Source organism: Legionella pneumophila subsp. fraseri (assembly GCF_000586315.1).
Classification (GTDB): domain Bacteria; phylum Pseudomonadota; class Gammaproteobacteria; order Legionellales; family Legionellaceae; genus Legionella; species Legionella pneumophila_B.
In genome coordinates this window covers 1-17,544 of sequence record NZ_KK074229.1, presented here as the reverse complement: position 1 = coordinate 17,544, position 17,544 = coordinate 1, and the positions used below count along the sequence as shown (strand labels likewise).

Sequence of the window (17,544 nt, the reverse complement as noted above, 5' to 3'; positions counted from 1 at the left end):
AAGATAAATCATAAACACAGGGATCTGATTTTCTCCACCAGCTCTCTGTTCTTGCCAAAATCAGAATACCCCATGGTGGCACTTGAAATAACATTTCCATCCGCATGGATGCATAACCAATCAACAAAATGGAAAAAAGGGCTTTGTCTATACCCCACCAGAAAGGATGCCTCCTGTTTCTGGATTTTCAATTCCGGGATCTTGCGTTCAATGCATGCTACCAATTGAGGCATACTCTCAACCTTCAAAGGAGCAATATAGTGAGAATCCGATTCATTAACCAGGCTACTTACCCAGTTTGGCTTATCATCTGGCAATTGCCCCTCAACTAACCCCTTCGGCATTTCTCGAAAATTGATTTGAGGAAATAAATAAAGAATGACAACAAGGGCTAAAATAAGGGCTAATACTATCCATATCAATTTCATTTATACTGTTTCCATGGTTTCTTTCTGTTCTGAAAATTGCTTTTCAAGCGCTATATAATCAATTTTTCCTGAAGGCAGGACAGGAATTTGGCATGCCGGATAAATCATATGAGGAACCAGCAATTCTGATTGCCCTCTCTCCTTAACCTTTTTTATAAATGATACTTTATCTGCATACTCTGCTTCAGTAAATAAGAAAATTTGCTCCCCCTTTCTTGGAGATTTTTGAACAACAGCGGCATTTAATAATTCAGGCCAAATTGAAGATGCAATTCCTTCCACCGCTGTAAGAGATACCATTTCACCAGCAATCTTGGCAAAACGTTTGGCGCGACCCGCTATAGTAATGAATCCATCCGCATTCACGGTGACGATATCTCCCGTATCATGCCAACCATCTTCAGGTTCTATAATTACTCCAGGTTTATCCTCATCAAGATAACCTAACATGATATTGGGTCCGCGTAATTTTAAACGCCCACCTTGTACAATTCCCTCTACTGGTTCTACTTTGAAATCCATAAAAGGTAAAATCATTCCGACACTACCCGGTACTGATGCCAACGGACAATTAAGCGATATGACTGGCGATGCCTCAGTAGCACCATAGCCTTCATAAATTCTTGCCCCAAACGATTCGCTCCAGTGTCTAATGGTTTCCGGTTTCACTTTCTCGGCGCCAGCAAAGATATAGCGGACGCTGTTGAAATCATATTTGCCCGCGGCCCTTGCATAACCCGTTAAAAAAGTATCTGTGCCAAACAAAATAGTAGCCCCTGTTTGATAAACCAATCCAGGAATTACCTTATAATGAAGGGGGGAAGGATAGAAAAAACAATTCAAACCATTAACCAAAGGAAGCACACTTCCTGCTGTAAGGCCAAAACAATGAAATATAGGCAAGGAATTAAATAAAACATCTCGTGGAGTAAAGTCGACTCTGGAAGTCATTTGCCAACAATTAGCCAATATATTGGCATGACTAAGAGCAACCCCTTTGGGTTTTCCCTCAGAACCAGAGGTAAACAGGATTATGCCTGTTGTATCAGGGGATATTTTGTCGCCAAGAAAACGGTAGCTTAGAGTGGGAAAGAAGCCTTTGAATACCCCGGAAAGCTTATTACCTAAATGAATGGTTGATTTAAAATCTTCTAAATAATGAATTCTTATACCCACCTGTTGTAACTCTTCTACCAAGGGTTCTAATCTGGCAGTTTCTATGAATTGTCTTGCGGTATAAATTGATTTAATTCTTGCTGTATTACAAGCTGAATATAAGTTATAAAAACCCATGCTAAAATTCAACATGGCAGGTATTCGCCTATAAGCTTGTAAAGCAAAAAAAGTGACCATGCCAGCTACAGTAGTCGGCATCATTACTCCAACAGTTTCGCCTACAGCCGTTTGCTTTTTAATTTGGCGCCCCAGAATAAAACAACGAGCCAAGAACTGTCTGTAAGTTAATGGAATACGATTATTGTCTTCTATTTTAGTTTTGTTTTTAGTTCCTATACTTACTCCTTCAATTAAAGCAGAAAATAAAACATATGGCTTAAAACTATTGGCGAATGATAAATCGCTTATTAGTTGAAATAAACGTAAACTGATACCTTCTCTGTCGACACCTGTATTTTCAGCTTGACTCAATTTTTGAGCAGGTAATATATGAAGAGTAATTTTCGGAAAAATCCGTATTCGATGTTTATTTTTGCTATTAGAAAAAATACTGTGCTCCGCCCCTTCAATACGAACAGGGATTACCTCGGCGCCAACCTTTTGGAGTATCAATCCAGGTCCTTCAAAAACCTTTAAGCTGTCTTCCTCCTGTCTTAATAGCCCTTGTGGAAATAGAAGACAACGCTTGCCAGCCCGTATCGCCCTTATTAAAATTCTTGTTGCCTGAGCGCTGCCTGGATCAACTACTATGACATCAGCAAAAAGCAATAACGTTTTTACCCATATTTTTTTAAACATATCAGGATGTAAAGCTAAAGTTAATCGTTCGGGTAAAAATACAGAAAGGAGTAACACATCAATTATAGAAGCCCTGTTGGCAATAATGACAGAATGGCTGTTGGCCTGATATTGTCCTTTAACCTCTATGCGAAACCATTTCTCCAGAAAAATTTTTATCCATGCCCTAGCCCGCTGTTTTTGTTTTTCCTTCCAGGTCAAATTTTCCTCATTTGTTTTTGTCATCATGTCGCATCAGTTATCTCTATATTGACTTTTATTCTGCAAGATTCAAAACGATTTGAATAGATGGGTTTATGAAATCATGTTGATTTCATTTAAAAAATTTAAGCGAAAGCAACATCTGTTTTTATGATAATTTACCCAGAATATTGAGAGAGGACTTGCGAGTCCTTAATTCCTGTAATAAAGTGAGGGGCATCTTTACTTTAACACAAAAAACCATTAAGACATTCTGTTTCATTTTAGCCATATTAGTTTTAATTATTTTCGCAGTGGTCTTTCATAATCATTCGTTAGAGATCATTGATTATATAGACGATCTGGGTTGGCTTGCCCCTGTTCTTTTCCTGATAACCTACTGTCTCGCGACCTTGTTGCTTTTGCCCACAATGGTATTAACTCTCGCAGGCGGAGCTGTGTTTGGACCTGTATTTGGCACCTTGCTTAATTTACTGGGTGCTACCAGTGGCGCTGCGTTTGCATTTCTAATTACAAGACATCTGGTTTACGATTGGTTCTCAACCAAAAAGGGTGAAAAACTAAACAAATTGATTGCCGGGGTAGATGAGAAAGGTTGGGTTTTTGTGGCTTTCTTGCGATTGTTTCCAATAGTCCCTTTTAACCTGGTCAACTATGGCTTAGGAGTAACTGGCATATCATTTCGTCTTTATTTGCTAACTACTTTTATTTTTCTAATTCCTGCAGAAATTATTTATACCTATTTCGGCTATGCCGGCATGGATGCCTTGACAAGACCAGGCCATTTTTATAGAAATGGCGGAGTTTTTCTCACCGGATTAGCGATTTTCTTCTTACTTGTTATCAGAATAATGAAAAAAAGGTAGTCGTCTTTTTAACTAAGAGAGGTTTACCAAGATTCATCCTGGTTTAATAAAAAAACCAATTTATCGATAATTGGATGATTGACTTCAAAAACAATGCTATCCAAAGAGAGAACCCTTCTGATACCCTGTAGACTATTGGTTAAAAAAACAGCATCAGCGTCCTCAACCCTTTTTTTCGTTAATGATATTTCCTGCACTGGAATGTTGTGTTGCTGACAAAGGGAAATGAGGAGTGACCTGGTAATGCCGGGTAAGACACCATCCTCTATTTGCGGAGTATATAAAACGTTATTTTCAATCAAGAACAAATTGGCACAAGTTGTTTCAGTAACATGATTCTCTGTATTGAAAAATAAAGCATCATCTGCTCCAACAGCAATCGCTTGGCGTTGAGCAATAATTGCCTCTAAATAATTCACTGATTTTAATCGATAAAGCGGATTAGCCTTATCCCTTAGCCAATTAACGCTGATTAACCGAACAGGATGCTTTTGTATTGAATAATTAAAAGTCTGAAAAATTAATTGGCTGACTTGCCCACGTTCTGCCAACCCCCTGGAGGCAGGACCACCACTCAAAATGGCTTTAATCCCGCCATGGTACAAGTTATCTTTTTGGATTTTTTGAATAAGGTGCTCAAACCAATCATCAAATGAAATTTCAAAAGGAATACCTAATTGACGAGCTGAATTGCCCAGTCGCTCCCAATGCCTATAAGCATAGGAAGGCTTGGAACTATTGACTCTAATTGTTTCAAATAATCCCTCACCTAAAAAAATTCGATCATCAATTCCAAATGATAACGTCACGTCTCCTTTTTCTTCAATAACACGAGTAGGCATTATGATCTCATAATTAATAATCTACAAAATCATCCAATTCGTCTCGCAATCGCTTTTCCTCCAACATGTTTTCCAGTCGCCTGCGCGCGTCCAAACTGACACCAGGAGCCTCTATAATTTCAGTATCCACTTCAACATCATCAAAATCGTCGACAACTTCGATTACTTCTTCTTCATCTTCTTCAAACAAGTCACTCATAACATTCCCTCAAAGAATTAAAAGTAACATTAAATAATTGCTTAAATGGAACAGGATTCCAGGACGGCTATATACCTCATTTTCAATTTTTTGCCTAGTAGTTTTTAATTATTTTATGCTATAAACTGATCACATCGCGCATTTACAATCACTCAATGCAGAATACAATGTATTGATACCTATAAATACTTGAACTTTAAGCCCAATCCATCTAATAATAAAAAAGAATATTAGCGATACTAAATCATGTCAGATCAATATAAAATTGCTCTAAGAAATACCATAAAACAGGTAAGATCGAAGCTTTCTGTATCCTACAGAACAACGTCTTCTAATCAAATTTGTACTCGTATCCGCTCGCTGGAACAATACAGGCAAGCAAAGCGAATAGCCTTGTACTTTGCAATTAATGGAGAAGTTGATTTAACACCTCTCTGGAAAAGCGCACCTCTTCACGGTAAATATTGTTATTTCCCGGTATTAAATAAAGATTCTACTCTTTCATTTTTACCGGCTACTCCCAACACTTCATTTAAAATGAACAGGTACGATATCCCTGAACCTGATGTTGATATTGCATTAGCCTTACCTGTTGATGAGTTGGATTTGATTATCATGCCACTGGTTGCTTTCGATGCCTACTGTACCCGCTTGGGAATGGGGGCAGGATACTATGATCGTACCTTGGCTAATAAATCAAAAGCGCATCTCTTAGGTGTCGCCTATCAATTTCAACGAGTTGATTATATTGAATCACGACCTTGGGATGTCCCCCTGGATGCCGTGATAACTCAAAAAGCTATTTATTGGCGAAACCCCTTGGCCTAAAATGACATTCTAGAGAGCGTCTGTACCGACTTCCCCTGTTCTAACCCTCACTACCTGTTCTAAGGCATAAACAAAAATCTTGCCATCACCAATTTTACCAGTGTAGGCGGACTTGCAAATGGCTTCTATGGCTGCTTCAACCATATTATCTGGCAATGCCAACTCAATTTTAATTTTGGGGAGAAAATCTACCACATATTCCGCACCTCGATATAATTCGGTATGACCTTTTTGACGCCCAAATCCTCGAGTTTCCGATATGGTAATTCCTGGCACTCCTATTTCCATTAAAGCTTCATGTACATCATCCAGTTTAAATGGTTTGATAATTGCAGTGATCATTTTCATATATTTTCCATCGCGTTAAATGCAGAGACACCCATGATATTAGTGGCATGCAACTTTTATGTTATTGCTTTTCAAGACATCTTGGGTATAGTTGTAATCCAACAGTTTTGCTAGACTGTATTCAAAAAATAATCCGGAGCCACTATGTTCGACCCCAAGCAATTTGATGAATTAGCCAATAAGCTTTTCGCTACTTTACCTACCAGTCTACAAAATTTTGAAAAAGACATTCAACAAAAATTTAAAGAAGTACTGCAATCAACATTCAGTCGAATGGACCTTGTTACCCGTGAAGAATTTGATGTGCAATGTAAGGTGCTTGCCAGAACTCGAGAAAAATTGGAACAATTGCAGCATCAGTTTGAAGACTTCATTGAGCGGCAAGAGATTAAAAAATAATAACCATTAGTCGTCAATAGGAAATTTGGCTGACTTAAGTCCAACATAATAAGGAAAAAATCTTATGAATCTCGCATTTACCAAAACGCGAAGTACTATTGGTATTATCGCACAACCCGTATCTGTCGAAGTCCATTTATCAAATGGCTTGCCAAGTTTTACTATGGTAGGACTTGCTGAAACCGCAGTGAAAGAAAGTAAAGACAGAGTACGCAGCGCCATTATAAATAGCCAATTCGAATTTCCATGTCGCAAAATTACTGTTAATCTTGGTCCTGCCAATTTACCTAAAACGGGAAGTGGTTTTGACTTGCCTATTGCATTAGGAATACTCGCAGCATCAGAACAAATTCCTCTTACCAATCTTGCGCATCACGAATTTATTGGAGAATTGGCTTTAAGTGGCGAGCTTAGAGGAGTCTCTGCCATTATTCCTGCTGTTCTTGCAGCACATAAAGACAATCAACATCTGATTATAGCGAATGCCAATGCTGCCGAAGCTTCTTTAACCGGACATCCAAAAGTCTTTACTGCCAATAGCTTACGCGAAGTTTGCGATTATCTATGCCAAGGTACTCCCTTACAGAACTTACCCCGCAAGCCAGATCTTGCCTTAAATAACCATGAATTGGATTGGTCTGATATTAAGGGGCAACATCATGCCAAAAATGCTATGGTCATTGCTGCCTGTGGGGGACACAGTATTCTGCTAAGTGGTGCCCCAGGCAGTGGAAAAACGATGATGGCAAGAAGATTTAGCACCTTGTTACCCGAGTTATCGGAAACACAAGCTCTCGAATGCGCAGCCATTAATTCAATTCGAGGCAAATTACCTGATTTCAGGGAATGGCGTTTGCCTCCTTTTCGTGCACCGCATCATACTGCCTCACCTGTGGCGTTAGTCGGAGGAGGCAACCCACCGAAACCCGGTGAAATTTCATTAGCCCATCACGGCGTATTATTTTTAGATGAATTACCTGAATTTAATCGGCAAGTATTAGAGACACTTAGAGAACCTTTAGAGTCAGGGCATATTTGCATTTCCAGAGCAGCTGCACAAATAGAGTTTCCTGCCAAATTTCAATTAATCGCAGCAATGAATCCTTGCCCTTGTGGCCAATGGGGTAATTCACAAGCCAATTGCTTATGTACTCCTGATAGAATCAACCGCTATTTGGCAAAACTTTCTGCTCCATTATTAGATAGAATCGATATGCAGGTTACCATTCACGCATTATCTCAAGAGGAGTTAATTAAACCCAATACCCATTTAGAAAAACAAAGTCCTGCTATTAGAGAAAAGGTAACAAAGATGCATGAAATACAAATGGCACGACAAGATAGTCTCAATGCCAATTTAAATTCCAAAACATGCGAAATGGTTTGCGAATTGGGATCAGAAGAACAATTGTTTCTCCGAGAAGTGATGAGTAAACTGAAACTGTCTGCTCGTGGTTACCATCGCTTACTAAAAGTAAGCAGGACAATTGCTGATATGAATGAATGTAATAAGGTCATGCTAAACCATCTGCAACAGGCGTTATCCTATAAACAAATCTTGCATTTGCCTAAATAAAATTTCTTCTCAAGTATTGGGGTGTATAAAATAACAATTCCGTATTAATCATATACACCAAAGTTGTCCTATAATTATACATAAATATAAATTACGGGGCCATCATGAGAAGCATACGACTCTTGTTTCCTTGCATTTTATTAATGATACCATGGCAATTTGCAACAGCTAATAGACCTACTGATAATGCGCTAGCGATTATAAAATCATGCTATGATGAATCAGTAAACCTCAGCAATGACTTTACTCCCTGCGTTACCAAAAAACTCAAGACTATGCCTAACGCAGAGGATTTTCAATTGATTATGAACTTTAAAACTGACGAAAAAGGCACGAATGAACGAATACCAGTCTTTATGGTCGATAAAACAGGGTATATGTATTACTGCATAGTAACCACAGGAAAAACTTTAATCATAAATGCCTGTGCCGGGGAACAGGGAAAACCACTCACACAAGGCCAAATGTTATCTATAGATCTACCTGAATAATTTTGACGTTTCCTGTCTATTGTTCAGAGTGGCTAACCATCAGGTTTTGCAATATAGACAAAAAGCATTATCAAACAGAAAAAATTATATTGCTCTCGAGATACACCTATACAAATTTATCAAATCATAATGAGAAAAAGTTAAATTAAAAATTTTAAAAGTTATTATCGAACATATCCAACAAAAAGCACTATAATTTACAATATGGATTAAATAAAATACAATTCCATGCGAATAGCAAGACTAATTTATTTCCTGTTTTTAGTATTTTATCCGTGGCAATCTGCAATAGCAGATCAATATACAGATACTGCGTTATCGCTGTTGTCACAATGCTATGATGCATCAGAAGAAATCAATTCAAATATTACTCATTGCTTTAATGAAAAACTAAACAAAATCCCCAATCCTTTAAATTATAAAATTAGCGTCCATGCTACGAAAACAAAAAAATCTGATCATGGGAAAATAACAGTCTTTATGATAAATGCTAAAGGAGTTATGCTTTATTGCATCGGCACAGCAGGAGAAAAATTAAAAATAAACGCCTGTGCTTCTGATATAGGCAAACCACTTACTCCTGAACAAGAATTGTCTATTGAAGGTTTTTTTTAATTAATCACTAATTTGCGAGAAACTAAACAAAACACATGACAGGATATAGAGATATTTAACCCACTATCAGCGACTCAAGGATAGCCATTCTTGCATAAACACCGTTAGTCACTTGTTGTAAAATGCAGGATTGGCTGCCATCAGCGACTTCACTATCAATTTCAACTCCACGATTCATAGGCCCAGGGTGCATGACCATAGCATCAGGTTTTGCATAAGACAGGCTTTTTTGAGTAAGGGCAAAATTATCTCTATATAAATTCAAATCCAAATGATCATCTTCCAGCAAACGTTCCTTTTGAACTCGTAGACAAATTATCACATCCGCATCCGCTAGACCTTCTTTGAGATTATCAGTTACTCGTCCAAAGTGGATTTGTGATGGTTGCCAAATCTCTGGAGAAATTAAAACTAACTCACCAACCCCTAATTTACTGCAAATGCATTGGAAAGAGTTAGCAACACGTGAATGTTTAATATTTCCCAAAATAGCAATTTTTAATTTATCTAGTTGCGGCCTTTGTTCGATTATTGTCACCATATCCAGTATCGCTTGGCTTGGATGAGCATGAGTTCCATCACCGGCATTTATTATATGAACTGTATCACCTAATTTATTGGCTAAATTTTGCTGCAGCCCGTCTTGCTTATGACGAATTACAAAATATTGGATACCCATAGCAGCCAACGTTCTAATGGTATCTTCAATCGCTTCGCCTTTCGTTTCTGATGAAGTCTGAAGCTCCAGATTCACAACAGACATTGACAGGTGGCGCTCTGCTAACTCAAAGCTTACCCGAGTTCTGGTACTGTTTTCATAAAATAAATTAGCAATAATACTTTGGGAATAAGAGGGGTATTGTTTTTTATGTTTAAAATATAAAGCTCGTTGCAATAAGGATTCAATTTGTTCAGATGACAATTGACTAATTTCAAGAAAATGCTTCATGTTCCCCCGCCAAATTTTATTTTAGCTCCAAAGAATAATACTCTTTGAGTTATTCTGATTGTTGTAACCACTGCTCTAGTATAACACAAGCTGCTATACTATCTACCTCAGCTTTTTTAATCCGACGGTACCCTCCCTGCTCAAATAAATACCCTCTAGCCTCCACTGTCGATAGTCGTTCATCGACCAAATGCACAGGTAAAGTAAATCGTTTATACAATTGTTTTGCAAAACGGCGAGCGGCTGATGTTGTGTATAATTCACTGTCATCGATACAGGTAGGAAGACCTACAATTAAAGCTTGTGGATTCCATTGGGTTATCACTTTCTGAATGGCATTCCAATCAGGGATTCCGGCCTTGGCTTCTATAGTAGATAAAGGAGAAGCACTACAAGTTAGCCGCTGCCCTACAGCAACTCCTATGCGCTTATAACCGAAATCAAAACCTAAATACACGCCTTTAGGCATGGCCAGCATCAGAAGAGAGTTGATTCATTTTGACACCCAGTGTTAATCCCGCATATTCCCAGCGGTCTTCAAAGGGCACTTCATAAAGAATTTCAGATTTATAAGGGCAAACCAACCACGTGTTACTCATAATTTCTCTTTCCAGTTGCTGCTCTGTCCAGGCGGCATAACCTAAAGTAATTAATACATCTTTAGGCCCTTCGTCATAAGCTATGGCACGAATAATATCATTTGAGGTGGTAACCGTCACCTCATCTTGTAAAAACAGGCTGGAGCGCCATCCACCCATTTGCTTATGAATAACAAACCCTCTTTCCGGTTGGACAGGTCCGCCAAACAATAAAGGCAATCCATTTTTTTCTACGCGAATAGGTTCGATTTGCAATTGCTCAAAAACAATAGATAATGGAAACTGTAAAGGTCTGTTAATCATTAAACCTACTGACCCCTGCTCGTTATGTTCACATAAATAGACCACTGACCTTTCAAAATTTGGATCTTTTAAAGAAGGCATGGCAATCAATAGATGATTGGCTAGTGAACTGATAATTGCCATAAGAAGCCCCCCCAAAATTCTCTCCGCTCACTTTAATTATATACCATATGTGATTTTAATTTTTGCATTTTGTCTTTAATTTAAACTTACATGGGCGAGCATATGCTCACAATACTGAACCACCATGAATTTCATGTTAACAGGACTTGTATATTGAACATTATTATGAAATAGAAAATCTATGATTTTATTTGGTAGCTCCAGAAGGGATGGATTTGACAACTGATATCTTAATGTACAAAGTTGAATTTTGCGAAAAAGGTCTTCCGGCTGTATAAGAAGTAGAAGAAGAATCTGTATTTTGAACCCCTTCTGCTGTACCTAATGGAACCCATTTATTCAATGGTGCCATGATCGTAGTATCTATTTGTTGATTATCAAATTGTTGATCACTCTCCACATTTTCCTGTTCCCGCACTTTCCTCACTGTCAATTTGACCTGTGAACCTTGCAAAACAGGATGTACTAATAAACCATTTTGAATATTATGCTGCTCATAAGACACTCCTGTGGCTAAAAGACCAACACCAACTGAAGTGACTACTGGCACTTGTTCACCGGTAGCGATAAAAGCAGATTCCCCACTCATGACTTTAACGGATTGACTACGCTGCACTTCATATTGTGGTTGTGTGCTATAAACAACATCATTGCCATCTTGTGAGCTTAACCATTCAGGATCCCCTTGGTAAACAGTTATGTTAAAAACAACAGGCGGGACGTCTATCTTGTGTAATACATTTCTGATTTGTGTTAAAGTTTGAGGACTTACATTGACAATTAACGTTTGCCCCGATCCACTCACTTTCTCATCAGTCTGCAATAATGGCTGGATTAATTGAATAACTTTATCTGCTTGCAAATAATTCAATTCGATGACCTTGGTTATCATCTGTTGGGAAAAAGCGTTGCCAGAAATTAACAATATCACTAATAGCCACCGCTTAATCATAGAAACACTCCTGTTGTTCCAATTGAGTTATATAATCCTTTATTGAATTGTAGCACTAATGGATGGACTCACAAGATTACAAATGTCCCTCCTTTAATTCTTAATCTGTACTCACTATAGATAAGTAGTAGTTTTGTTCCTCAAAAAGTTTAGGTATAATCCTCAAACTCTGTTATCTGAGATCAAAAATTATGGGTAGTATATTCAATATGTTCGGGCCTTCTCCAATAAAGCCCATTGAACAACACATACGTAAAGCACATCAGTGTGCCAAACAGTTGTACCCTTTTTTTGAAGCAGTGCTCAAAAATGATTGGGATACTGCAAACAAGATCAAGGATAAAATCATCACTATTGAAAAAGAAGCAGATCTGATTAAACGTGATTTGCGTCTTCATCTACCTACTGGCTTATTTTTACCAGTTGCTCGCACAGATATATTAGAGTTGCTCAGCGCTCAAGATAGAATTGCCAATAAAGCAGAAGATATAGCTGGTTTAATTATAAGCAGGCAAATGAACATACCTAAAAAATTAATCCCGTCTTTTATGCCTTTTTTAAGTCGATGTCTTGATGCCTCTAAACAAGCCTGCACAGCAATTAATGAATTGGATGAATTGCTTGAAACCGGATTCAGAGGCAGCGAAGTCAAAATCGTTGAAGAAATGATAGTAAAATTAGACGAAATCGAGCATGACTGCGATGAAAAACTTGCCGATATTAGGCATAAAATCTTTGAATTAGAAAAGGAACTCCCTGCTATAGATGTCATCTTTCTATACAAACTGGTCCAATGGATTGGCGAATTGGCTGACCATGCCCAGACAGTTGGTGGTCGACTTCAAATTCTTATTGCCCGGTAGTTATCACTCATGGATTATTCAATTTACTTACTTTTTGCTGCTCTTATTCTTTGTTTTCTTATGACCTGGGGGGTCGGCGCCAACGATTTGGCTAATGTCATGAGTACCACTATGGGCTCAAAGGCAGTAACCGTCCGTCAAGCCATGCTTATTGCTATTATTTTCGAATTTGCAGGCGCTTTTTTAGGGGGTGAAGGAGTCACTGAAACCATGCGAGATGGGATTATCAATACCAGTCAGCTTTCTAATGAACCTTTAATCCTCATCGAAGGCATGTTATGCGTTTTGTTCGCCTGCACAATATGGATGAATCTTGCGAGTTACCTGGGAGTTCCTGTTTCGATAACCAACGCATTGGTAGGCTCCATGGTTGGCTTTGGTACTATAGTTTTGGGTCCAGATGCAATACATTGGAATCAGGTGACTCGAATCGCTATTGGATGGGTTTCATCCCCCTTGATTTCTGGAATTACAGCCTACGCCTTGTTCATTAGTATACAGCAAACGATATTTGTAAAAAGCAACCCGTTGACTAAAGCCAAACTATATATCCCTATTTATCTTTTTTTAATTGGTTTTATCTTATCGTTTATCACTGTATTTAAAGGGCTTAACCATTTTGATATTCACTTGAATTTAAAACAGGATTTGGCAGTAACTCTGGCAACCAGTATAGTAATTACTATTCTAGGCATGATCTTTATCAAACGTATTCCAGAATATCATAAAATAAGGCGCAGGGAGCGATTTATTCAGGTAGAAAAATATTTTGCTGTGCTTATGGCAATGACAGCGTGCGCCATGGCTTTCGCTCATGGCTCCAACGATGTTGCCTTAGCGGTTGGACCATTAAGTATTGTCCACAGCCTGGTCATGCACTCCAATCAAATATTTGATGCAGATAATTATCCTTCCTGGATTATTTTATTAGGCTGCCTCGGAGTAGTAATTGGCTTTCTCATGTATGGAAGAAAAGTCATCGAAACTGTAGGGAGTTCGATTACAGCTTTAACACCCAGCCGTGCTTTTGCTGCAACACTTTCTGCAGCAACAACCGTAGTAGTTGCAACCAGCACCGGAATCCCGGTTTCGGCTACTCAAACACTGGTTGGTGCTGTTTTAGGCGTAGGTTTGGCAAGAGGTATCGGTGCTTTAAATCTCATTGTCATCCGTAATATCTTTATGTCTTGGGTTTTGACATTACCCGCTGCCTCAATTTTAACGATTTTATCCTATAAACTTTTGCATGCTTTGTTGGGGTAAGCTAATAACTGAAAAGACTCATGTAAGTGCAACTCCAACTGCAAAATAAGAAAGTTAGTTGGATGGATTTTAAACTGAAAGTCTCGAACAAATCATGGGTTTTTCTTACTTCGATCACAGAATACAATTTCCCGAGAGAATCAGTATTTAGCATGGCAAGTTTGTTTTAAACGATGAGGATTGTTAAATTGGGAAGCTTAAAACCCTTCCCAAATGTCACTTTGATCGATCTTATAGTCTTTGTCGTCTCTCATTTTGAATAGACGCTCATGCTTTTTAATTTCTTGCAGTTGCGATGCTGATTTTTTATGGGTTGCGTCAAATTCATATAAAAACTTATCGTAAGGACTGACATAAGCTTTATTTATATCATCTGTGTTCATACTCAATCCAAAATAACTTTATTTAAAAAAATATATTTTATCGTTTTTTTATCTAAGTTACCATTGTTCTTCTTGCAAGTACAATAATAGGTTACATCATGAATTTAAAAAAAGCGGAATTACATGTGCATTTAGAAGGGACTATTTCTCCTGACCTGGCTAAAAAACTGGCAAAAAGAAATCAATTAACTCTCCCTAATGGTCTTATTGCACCAGATGAAAAAAGTTACTTATCAAAAGACTTTCTCGATTTTCTTAAGGTGTATGATACGTTGGCATCCGTAATTAAAAATCCACAAGATTATTATGATATTACCTTTGATTATCTTAAATCAAATGCTCAAGAACACGCTATCTATATTGAAATGATGTATTCCCCGGATCATGCAGAGCAATCCAGTGGGATTCCTTCCAAGGAACATTTAGCGGCAATTCAACAAGCGATTGATGATGCTAAAAGTCAATTTGATATTGTTGGACGTATTATTATTACTGCTGTACGCCATTTTGGTGTAGAGGCATGCGAACGCGTTGCAAAGCAAGCTTCAATAGATAAGTTTCCTTGTGTAACGGGATTTGGACTAGGTGGGGATGAGGCAAAATTTCCTCCTCAATTATTTACCAAAGCTTACCAGATAGCAGCAGATTCCGGACTGGAATGCACTGTCCACGCTGGCGAATTTGATTCAGCCAAAGGAATGGAAGAAGCAATGAAAACCTTGCCAATAAAAAGAATTGGACATGGGGTTCGAGTGATTGACTCGCCTGATATCATGGCCATGGTTAAAGACCGGGGTATCGCATTGGAAGTGTGCCCTACCAGTAACATATTTTTGGGATTATTCAAAGACATGAATAATCATCCTTTCCCTAAGCTTTACGAAGCAGGAATTAAGGTGAGTATTAGCTCCGATGATCCTCCTTTTATGAGTACTACACTTGCTCAAGAATACAAAAGAGTTCAAAAATCTTATGGCTATAGCGATGACACAATGAATGATATTACCCGTATGGCTATCGAAGCTGCTTTTGTTGATGAAAAAACCAGAAAGGAACTTTTAACAAAATTAGAAGAATAATCCTATTATTATATTCCTATTGTCAGTACTAATGCCCTATTGACTGGAGTTTATAACGGATACTGCACTATTTCGGCAGGTTGGTCTTTGATACATTACTTCAAGACCAACCAAAATTAAAGCCACCGGACTGAAATCGCAAGCTATTGTCTATTTTTATAAAATTCATTTTTATGAAATCACTTGGTTGCTCAAGGACGACCTGCTACTATTATTTTATTTTCCTATCAATTGACCATGAAAACAAAACATTTTGACCTCATAGTTCTTGGAGGAGGAAGTGGTGGAATAGCCAGTGCTGTTCGTGCCGCTCAGTACGGAGCCAAAGTGGCGGTTATTGAGCAAAACCACTTGGGAGGAACCTGTGTTAATTTAGGGTGCGTCCCTAAAAAAATTATGTATAATGCTTCAGCCATTGCAGAAACACTCCATAAGTCGCCTGATTACGGGTTTTTCCTCGAAAATAATGCCAAGTTGGATTGGAAGCGGCTAGTGAATAAACGCAATGCGTATATTGAACGGTTAAGAGAAAATTATGAGAAACGATTTTCACAGCACAAAATTACTCTTATCCAAGGCAAAGGTATTTTTCACGATCAAAGTTCTATCACAATAGATCATACCATTTATCAAGCAGAACATATTATTATCGCAACTGGCGGTGAACCAGCTTTACCGGCAATTAATGGCATAAAGCATGCTATTGATTCCGATGGTTTTTTTTCATTAACCAAATTACCAGCTAAAGTAGCGGTTATTGGCAGCGGTTATATTGGTGTTGAATTAGCAGGAATCCTTAACTCGTTAGGCAGTGAAACGCACTTGCTAATGAGGGGCTCTCGACCACTAAGTCGCTTTGATCATATGATTGGTGATACCTTAATGGAAATTATGCAAAAACAAGGAATCTGTATTCATCAAAACCATAAAGCCCAAGGGATCCATCTGCACAGCGACGGTAGAAAAAGTATTTTGTGCCAAAGTGGTTCTGTTATTGAAAATATTGATGTCATCATATCTGCTGTAGGTCGAAAGCCAAGAACTGGCAATTTAAATCTTGATAAAATAAAAGTTAACATGGATGACAAAGGATTGATCCTGGTTGATGCTTTCCAAAATACTTCAGTTAAAGGTGTTTATGCAATTGGGGATGTCACTAATGCTCCCGCATTGACTCCTGTTGCAATAGCGGCAGGGAGGCGTTTAGCAGACCGAATTTTTGGGAATCAACCTGATGCCTGTCTAAATTATGATAATATTTGTTCAGTAGTATTCTCCCATCCTCCAGCAGGTTCTGTTGGTTTAACCGAGCATGAAGCTATTGAAAAATATGGTAAGAATAGAATTAAAATATATCAAACCCGTTTCATCCCTATGTATGATGCATTAAGTATTGATAAAACTCCTACTGCAATGAAATTAGTTACCTTGGGTAAAAAAGAGAAAATTATTGGTTTGCATGTCGTCGGATACAGCGCCGATGAAATGTTGCAAGGTTTTGGGGTCGCCATAAAAATGGGCGCACATAAAAAAGACTTTGATAATACAGTAGCCATTCATCCAACCAGCGCTGAAGAATTTGTAACTATGGTGTAAATAAACATGCGTGATTCCATTCGAACATTTGAAAACAAGCACCCCAAATTTGGTGAACGAGTTTATATTGATCCGCAATCCACTGTTATTGGCGACGTTACCTTGGGAAATGATGTCTCCGTATGGCCTATGGCTGTTATCCGTGGTGATGTCAATTATATTCAAATAGACCATTCCTGTAGCATTCAAGATGGTGCAGTGCTTCATGTCACTCATGATGGTCCTTATACTCCAGGCGGTAGGCCATTAATTTTAGGGCAAGGAATCACAGTAGGCCACAAAGCAGTATTACATGCCTGTACTATCGATGATTACTGTTTAATTGGCATGGGCTCTATAATTTTAGACTCAGCGCACATAGAGAAACATGTCATGATTGCTGCAGGTAGCATTGTACCACCGGGAAAAATACTTAAAAGTGGATATTTGTATTTGGGAAGCCCGACTAAAGCCATCAGAAAACTGACCACAAAAGAGATAGAGCAAATTGAATATTCTGCAGGGCATTATATAAGATTAAAGGATAAATATCTTACATATTAGGTTATCACTTACTCATTTTCAGATTTAAAAGGCAAATTAGCTAACATGCATTTGAAGTAGAAAAGGTTATGTAATATAAAAAAAAAGCGGCATGAAAGCCGCTATAAGGAATAAAACCCTGGCG

At 38.1% G+C, this 17,544-nt stretch carries 21 protein-coding genes; 11 read left to right on the top strand and 10 right to left on the bottom strand.

Annotated features, from left to right (window positions below; translation table 11 throughout):
- Window positions 1-8: 8 nt before the first annotated feature.
- A complete protein-coding gene (locus CC34_RS0115560; protein ID WP_010946335.1) occupies window positions 9-428 on the bottom strand; it encodes a DUF1499 domain-containing protein in 420 nt (139 codons plus the stop codon).
- Entirely contained in the window at window positions 429-2,630 is a 2,202-nt protein-coding gene (locus CC34_RS0115555; RefSeq protein WP_028378182.1) for an AMP-binding protein, read from the bottom strand.
- A 155-nt stretch (window positions 2,631-2,785) separates the two neighbouring features.
- Here CC34_RS0115555 and CC34_RS0115550 point away from each other — a divergent pair, with 155 nt between their 5' ends.
- Window positions 2,786-3,469 carry a TVP38/TMEM64 family protein gene (locus tag CC34_RS0115550; RefSeq protein ID WP_050598247.1) on the top strand — a complete coding sequence of 228 codons (684 nt, stop codon included), beginning with the start codon at window positions 2,786-2,788 and terminating at the stop codon, window positions 3,467-3,469.
- Window positions 3,470-3,492: 23 nt separating this feature from the next.
- Here CC34_RS0115550 and CC34_RS0115545 read toward each other — a convergent pair whose 3' ends face one another.
- Complete coding sequence (locus CC34_RS0115545) at window positions 3,493-4,311, bottom strand: aminotransferase class IV (RefSeq protein ID WP_027228409.1); 819 nt, start codon at window positions 4,309-4,311, stop codon at window positions 3,493-3,495.
- A gap of 13 nt (window positions 4,312-4,324) precedes the next feature.
- Window positions 4,325-4,510 (bottom strand): PA3496 family putative envelope integrity protein, encoded by a 186-nt coding sequence (locus CC34_RS0115540; protein WP_010946331.1) that lies wholly within the window; start codon window positions 4,508-4,510, stop codon window positions 4,325-4,327.
- 246 nt (window positions 4,511-4,756) lie between these two features.
- Here CC34_RS0115540 and CC34_RS0115535 point away from each other — a divergent pair, with 246 nt between their 5' ends.
- Window positions 4,757-5,338 (top strand): 5-formyltetrahydrofolate cyclo-ligase, encoded by a 582-nt coding sequence (locus CC34_RS0115535; protein ID WP_027228408.1) that lies wholly within the window; start codon window positions 4,757-4,759, stop codon window positions 5,336-5,338.
- Window positions 5,339-5,347: 9 nt separating this feature from the next.
- Here CC34_RS0115535 and CC34_RS0115530 read toward each other — a convergent pair whose 3' ends face one another.
- Window positions 5,348-5,686 carry a P-II family nitrogen regulator gene (locus CC34_RS0115530; protein WP_011213200.1) on the bottom strand — a complete coding sequence of 113 codons (339 nt, stop codon included), beginning with the start codon at window positions 5,684-5,686 and terminating at the stop codon, window positions 5,348-5,350.
- A 144-nt stretch (window positions 5,687-5,830) separates the two neighbouring features.
- Here CC34_RS0115530 and ubiK point away from each other — a divergent pair, with 144 nt between their 5' ends.
- From ubiK to CC34_RS0115510, 4 genes are all read left to right on the top strand, one after another.
- Window positions 5,831-6,085, top strand: a complete 255-nt coding sequence (gene ubiK, locus CC34_RS0115525) for a ubiquinone biosynthesis accessory factor UbiK (RefSeq protein WP_027228407.1) — start codon at window positions 5,831-5,833, stop codon at window positions 6,083-6,085.
- A 64-nt stretch (window positions 6,086-6,149) separates the two neighbouring features.
- On the top strand, window positions 6,150-7,661 hold the full coding sequence (locus tag CC34_RS0115520; RefSeq protein ID WP_027228406.1) for a YifB family Mg chelatase-like AAA ATPase: 1,512 nt from the start codon (window positions 6,150-6,152) through the stop codon (window positions 7,659-7,661).
- 104 nt (window positions 7,662-7,765) lie between these two features.
- On the top strand, window positions 7,766-8,152 hold the full coding sequence (locus tag CC34_RS0115515; protein ID WP_011945755.1) for a hypothetical protein: 387 nt from the start codon (window positions 7,766-7,768) through the stop codon (window positions 8,150-8,152).
- Window positions 8,153-8,380: 228 nt separating this feature from the next.
- Window positions 8,381-8,767 (top strand): hypothetical protein, encoded by a 387-nt coding sequence (locus tag CC34_RS0115510; RefSeq protein ID WP_063720024.1) that lies wholly within the window; start codon window positions 8,381-8,383, stop codon window positions 8,765-8,767.
- Between the two features lie 55 nt (window positions 8,768-8,822).
- Here the strand turns inward: CC34_RS0115510 and CC34_RS0115505 are convergent, their stop codons facing one another.
- The 4 genes from CC34_RS0115505 to CC34_RS0115490 form a co-directional block, all read right to left on the bottom strand.
- Complete coding sequence (locus CC34_RS0115505; protein ID WP_027228404.1) at window positions 8,823-9,716, bottom strand: aspartate carbamoyltransferase catalytic subunit; 894 nt, start codon at window positions 9,714-9,716, stop codon at window positions 8,823-8,825.
- A gap of 49 nt (window positions 9,717-9,765) precedes the next feature.
- Complete coding sequence (gene ruvX, locus CC34_RS0115500) at window positions 9,766-10,185, bottom strand: Holliday junction resolvase RuvX (protein WP_027228403.1); 420 nt, start codon at window positions 10,183-10,185, stop codon at window positions 9,766-9,768.
- Window positions 10,178-10,741 (bottom strand): YqgE/AlgH family protein, encoded by a 564-nt coding sequence (locus CC34_RS0115495; RefSeq protein WP_027223636.1) that lies wholly within the window; start codon window positions 10,739-10,741, stop codon window positions 10,178-10,180. The genes ruvX and CC34_RS0115495 overlap by 8 nt, the downstream gene beginning before the upstream one ends.
- Before the next feature lie 187 nt (window positions 10,742-10,928).
- Window positions 10,929-11,693, bottom strand: coding sequence for a type II/III secretion system protein (locus CC34_RS0115490; protein ID WP_027228402.1), 765 nt, complete (start codon window positions 11,691-11,693; stop codon window positions 10,929-10,931).
- A 191-nt stretch (window positions 11,694-11,884) separates the two neighbouring features.
- On the opposite strand from CC34_RS0115490, the gene CC34_RS0115485 reads away from it, so the two are divergent.
- Both CC34_RS0115485 and CC34_RS0115480 read left to right on the top strand, forming a co-directional pair.
- On the top strand, window positions 11,885-12,556 hold the full coding sequence (locus CC34_RS0115485; protein WP_027228401.1) for a TIGR00153 family protein: 672 nt from the start codon (window positions 11,885-11,887) through the stop codon (window positions 12,554-12,556).
- Between the two features lie 9 nt (window positions 12,557-12,565).
- Window positions 12,566-13,819 (top strand): inorganic phosphate transporter, encoded by a 1,254-nt coding sequence (locus CC34_RS0115480; protein WP_027228400.1) that lies wholly within the window; start codon window positions 12,566-12,568, stop codon window positions 13,817-13,819.
- A 197-nt stretch (window positions 13,820-14,016) separates the two neighbouring features.
- Here the strand turns inward: CC34_RS0115480 and CC34_RS0115475 are convergent, their stop codons facing one another.
- On the bottom strand, window positions 14,017-14,202 hold the full coding sequence (locus tag CC34_RS0115475; protein ID WP_027223632.1) for a CBU_0585 family protein: 186 nt from the start codon (window positions 14,200-14,202) through the stop codon (window positions 14,017-14,019).
- 98 nt (window positions 14,203-14,300) lie between these two features.
- Here CC34_RS0115475 and CC34_RS0115470 point away from each other — a divergent pair, with 98 nt between their 5' ends.
- From CC34_RS0115470 to CC34_RS0115460, 3 genes are all read left to right on the top strand, one after another.
- Window positions 14,301-15,281: an adenosine deaminase gene (locus CC34_RS0115470; protein ID WP_027228399.1), complete on the top strand. Its 981-nt coding sequence runs from the start codon at window positions 14,301-14,303 to the stop codon at window positions 15,279-15,281.
- Between the two features lie 237 nt (window positions 15,282-15,518).
- Window positions 15,519-16,877 carry a glutathione-disulfide reductase gene (gorA, locus tag CC34_RS0115465; protein ID WP_027228398.1) on the top strand — a complete coding sequence of 453 codons (1,359 nt, stop codon included), beginning with the start codon at window positions 15,519-15,521 and terminating at the stop codon, window positions 16,875-16,877.
- A gap of 6 nt (window positions 16,878-16,883) precedes the next feature.
- Window positions 16,884-17,420, top strand: coding sequence for a gamma carbonic anhydrase family protein (locus tag CC34_RS0115460; protein ID WP_027228397.1), 537 nt, complete (start codon window positions 16,884-16,886; stop codon window positions 17,418-17,420).
- The last annotated feature ends 124 nt before the right edge of the window (window positions 17,421-17,544 follow it).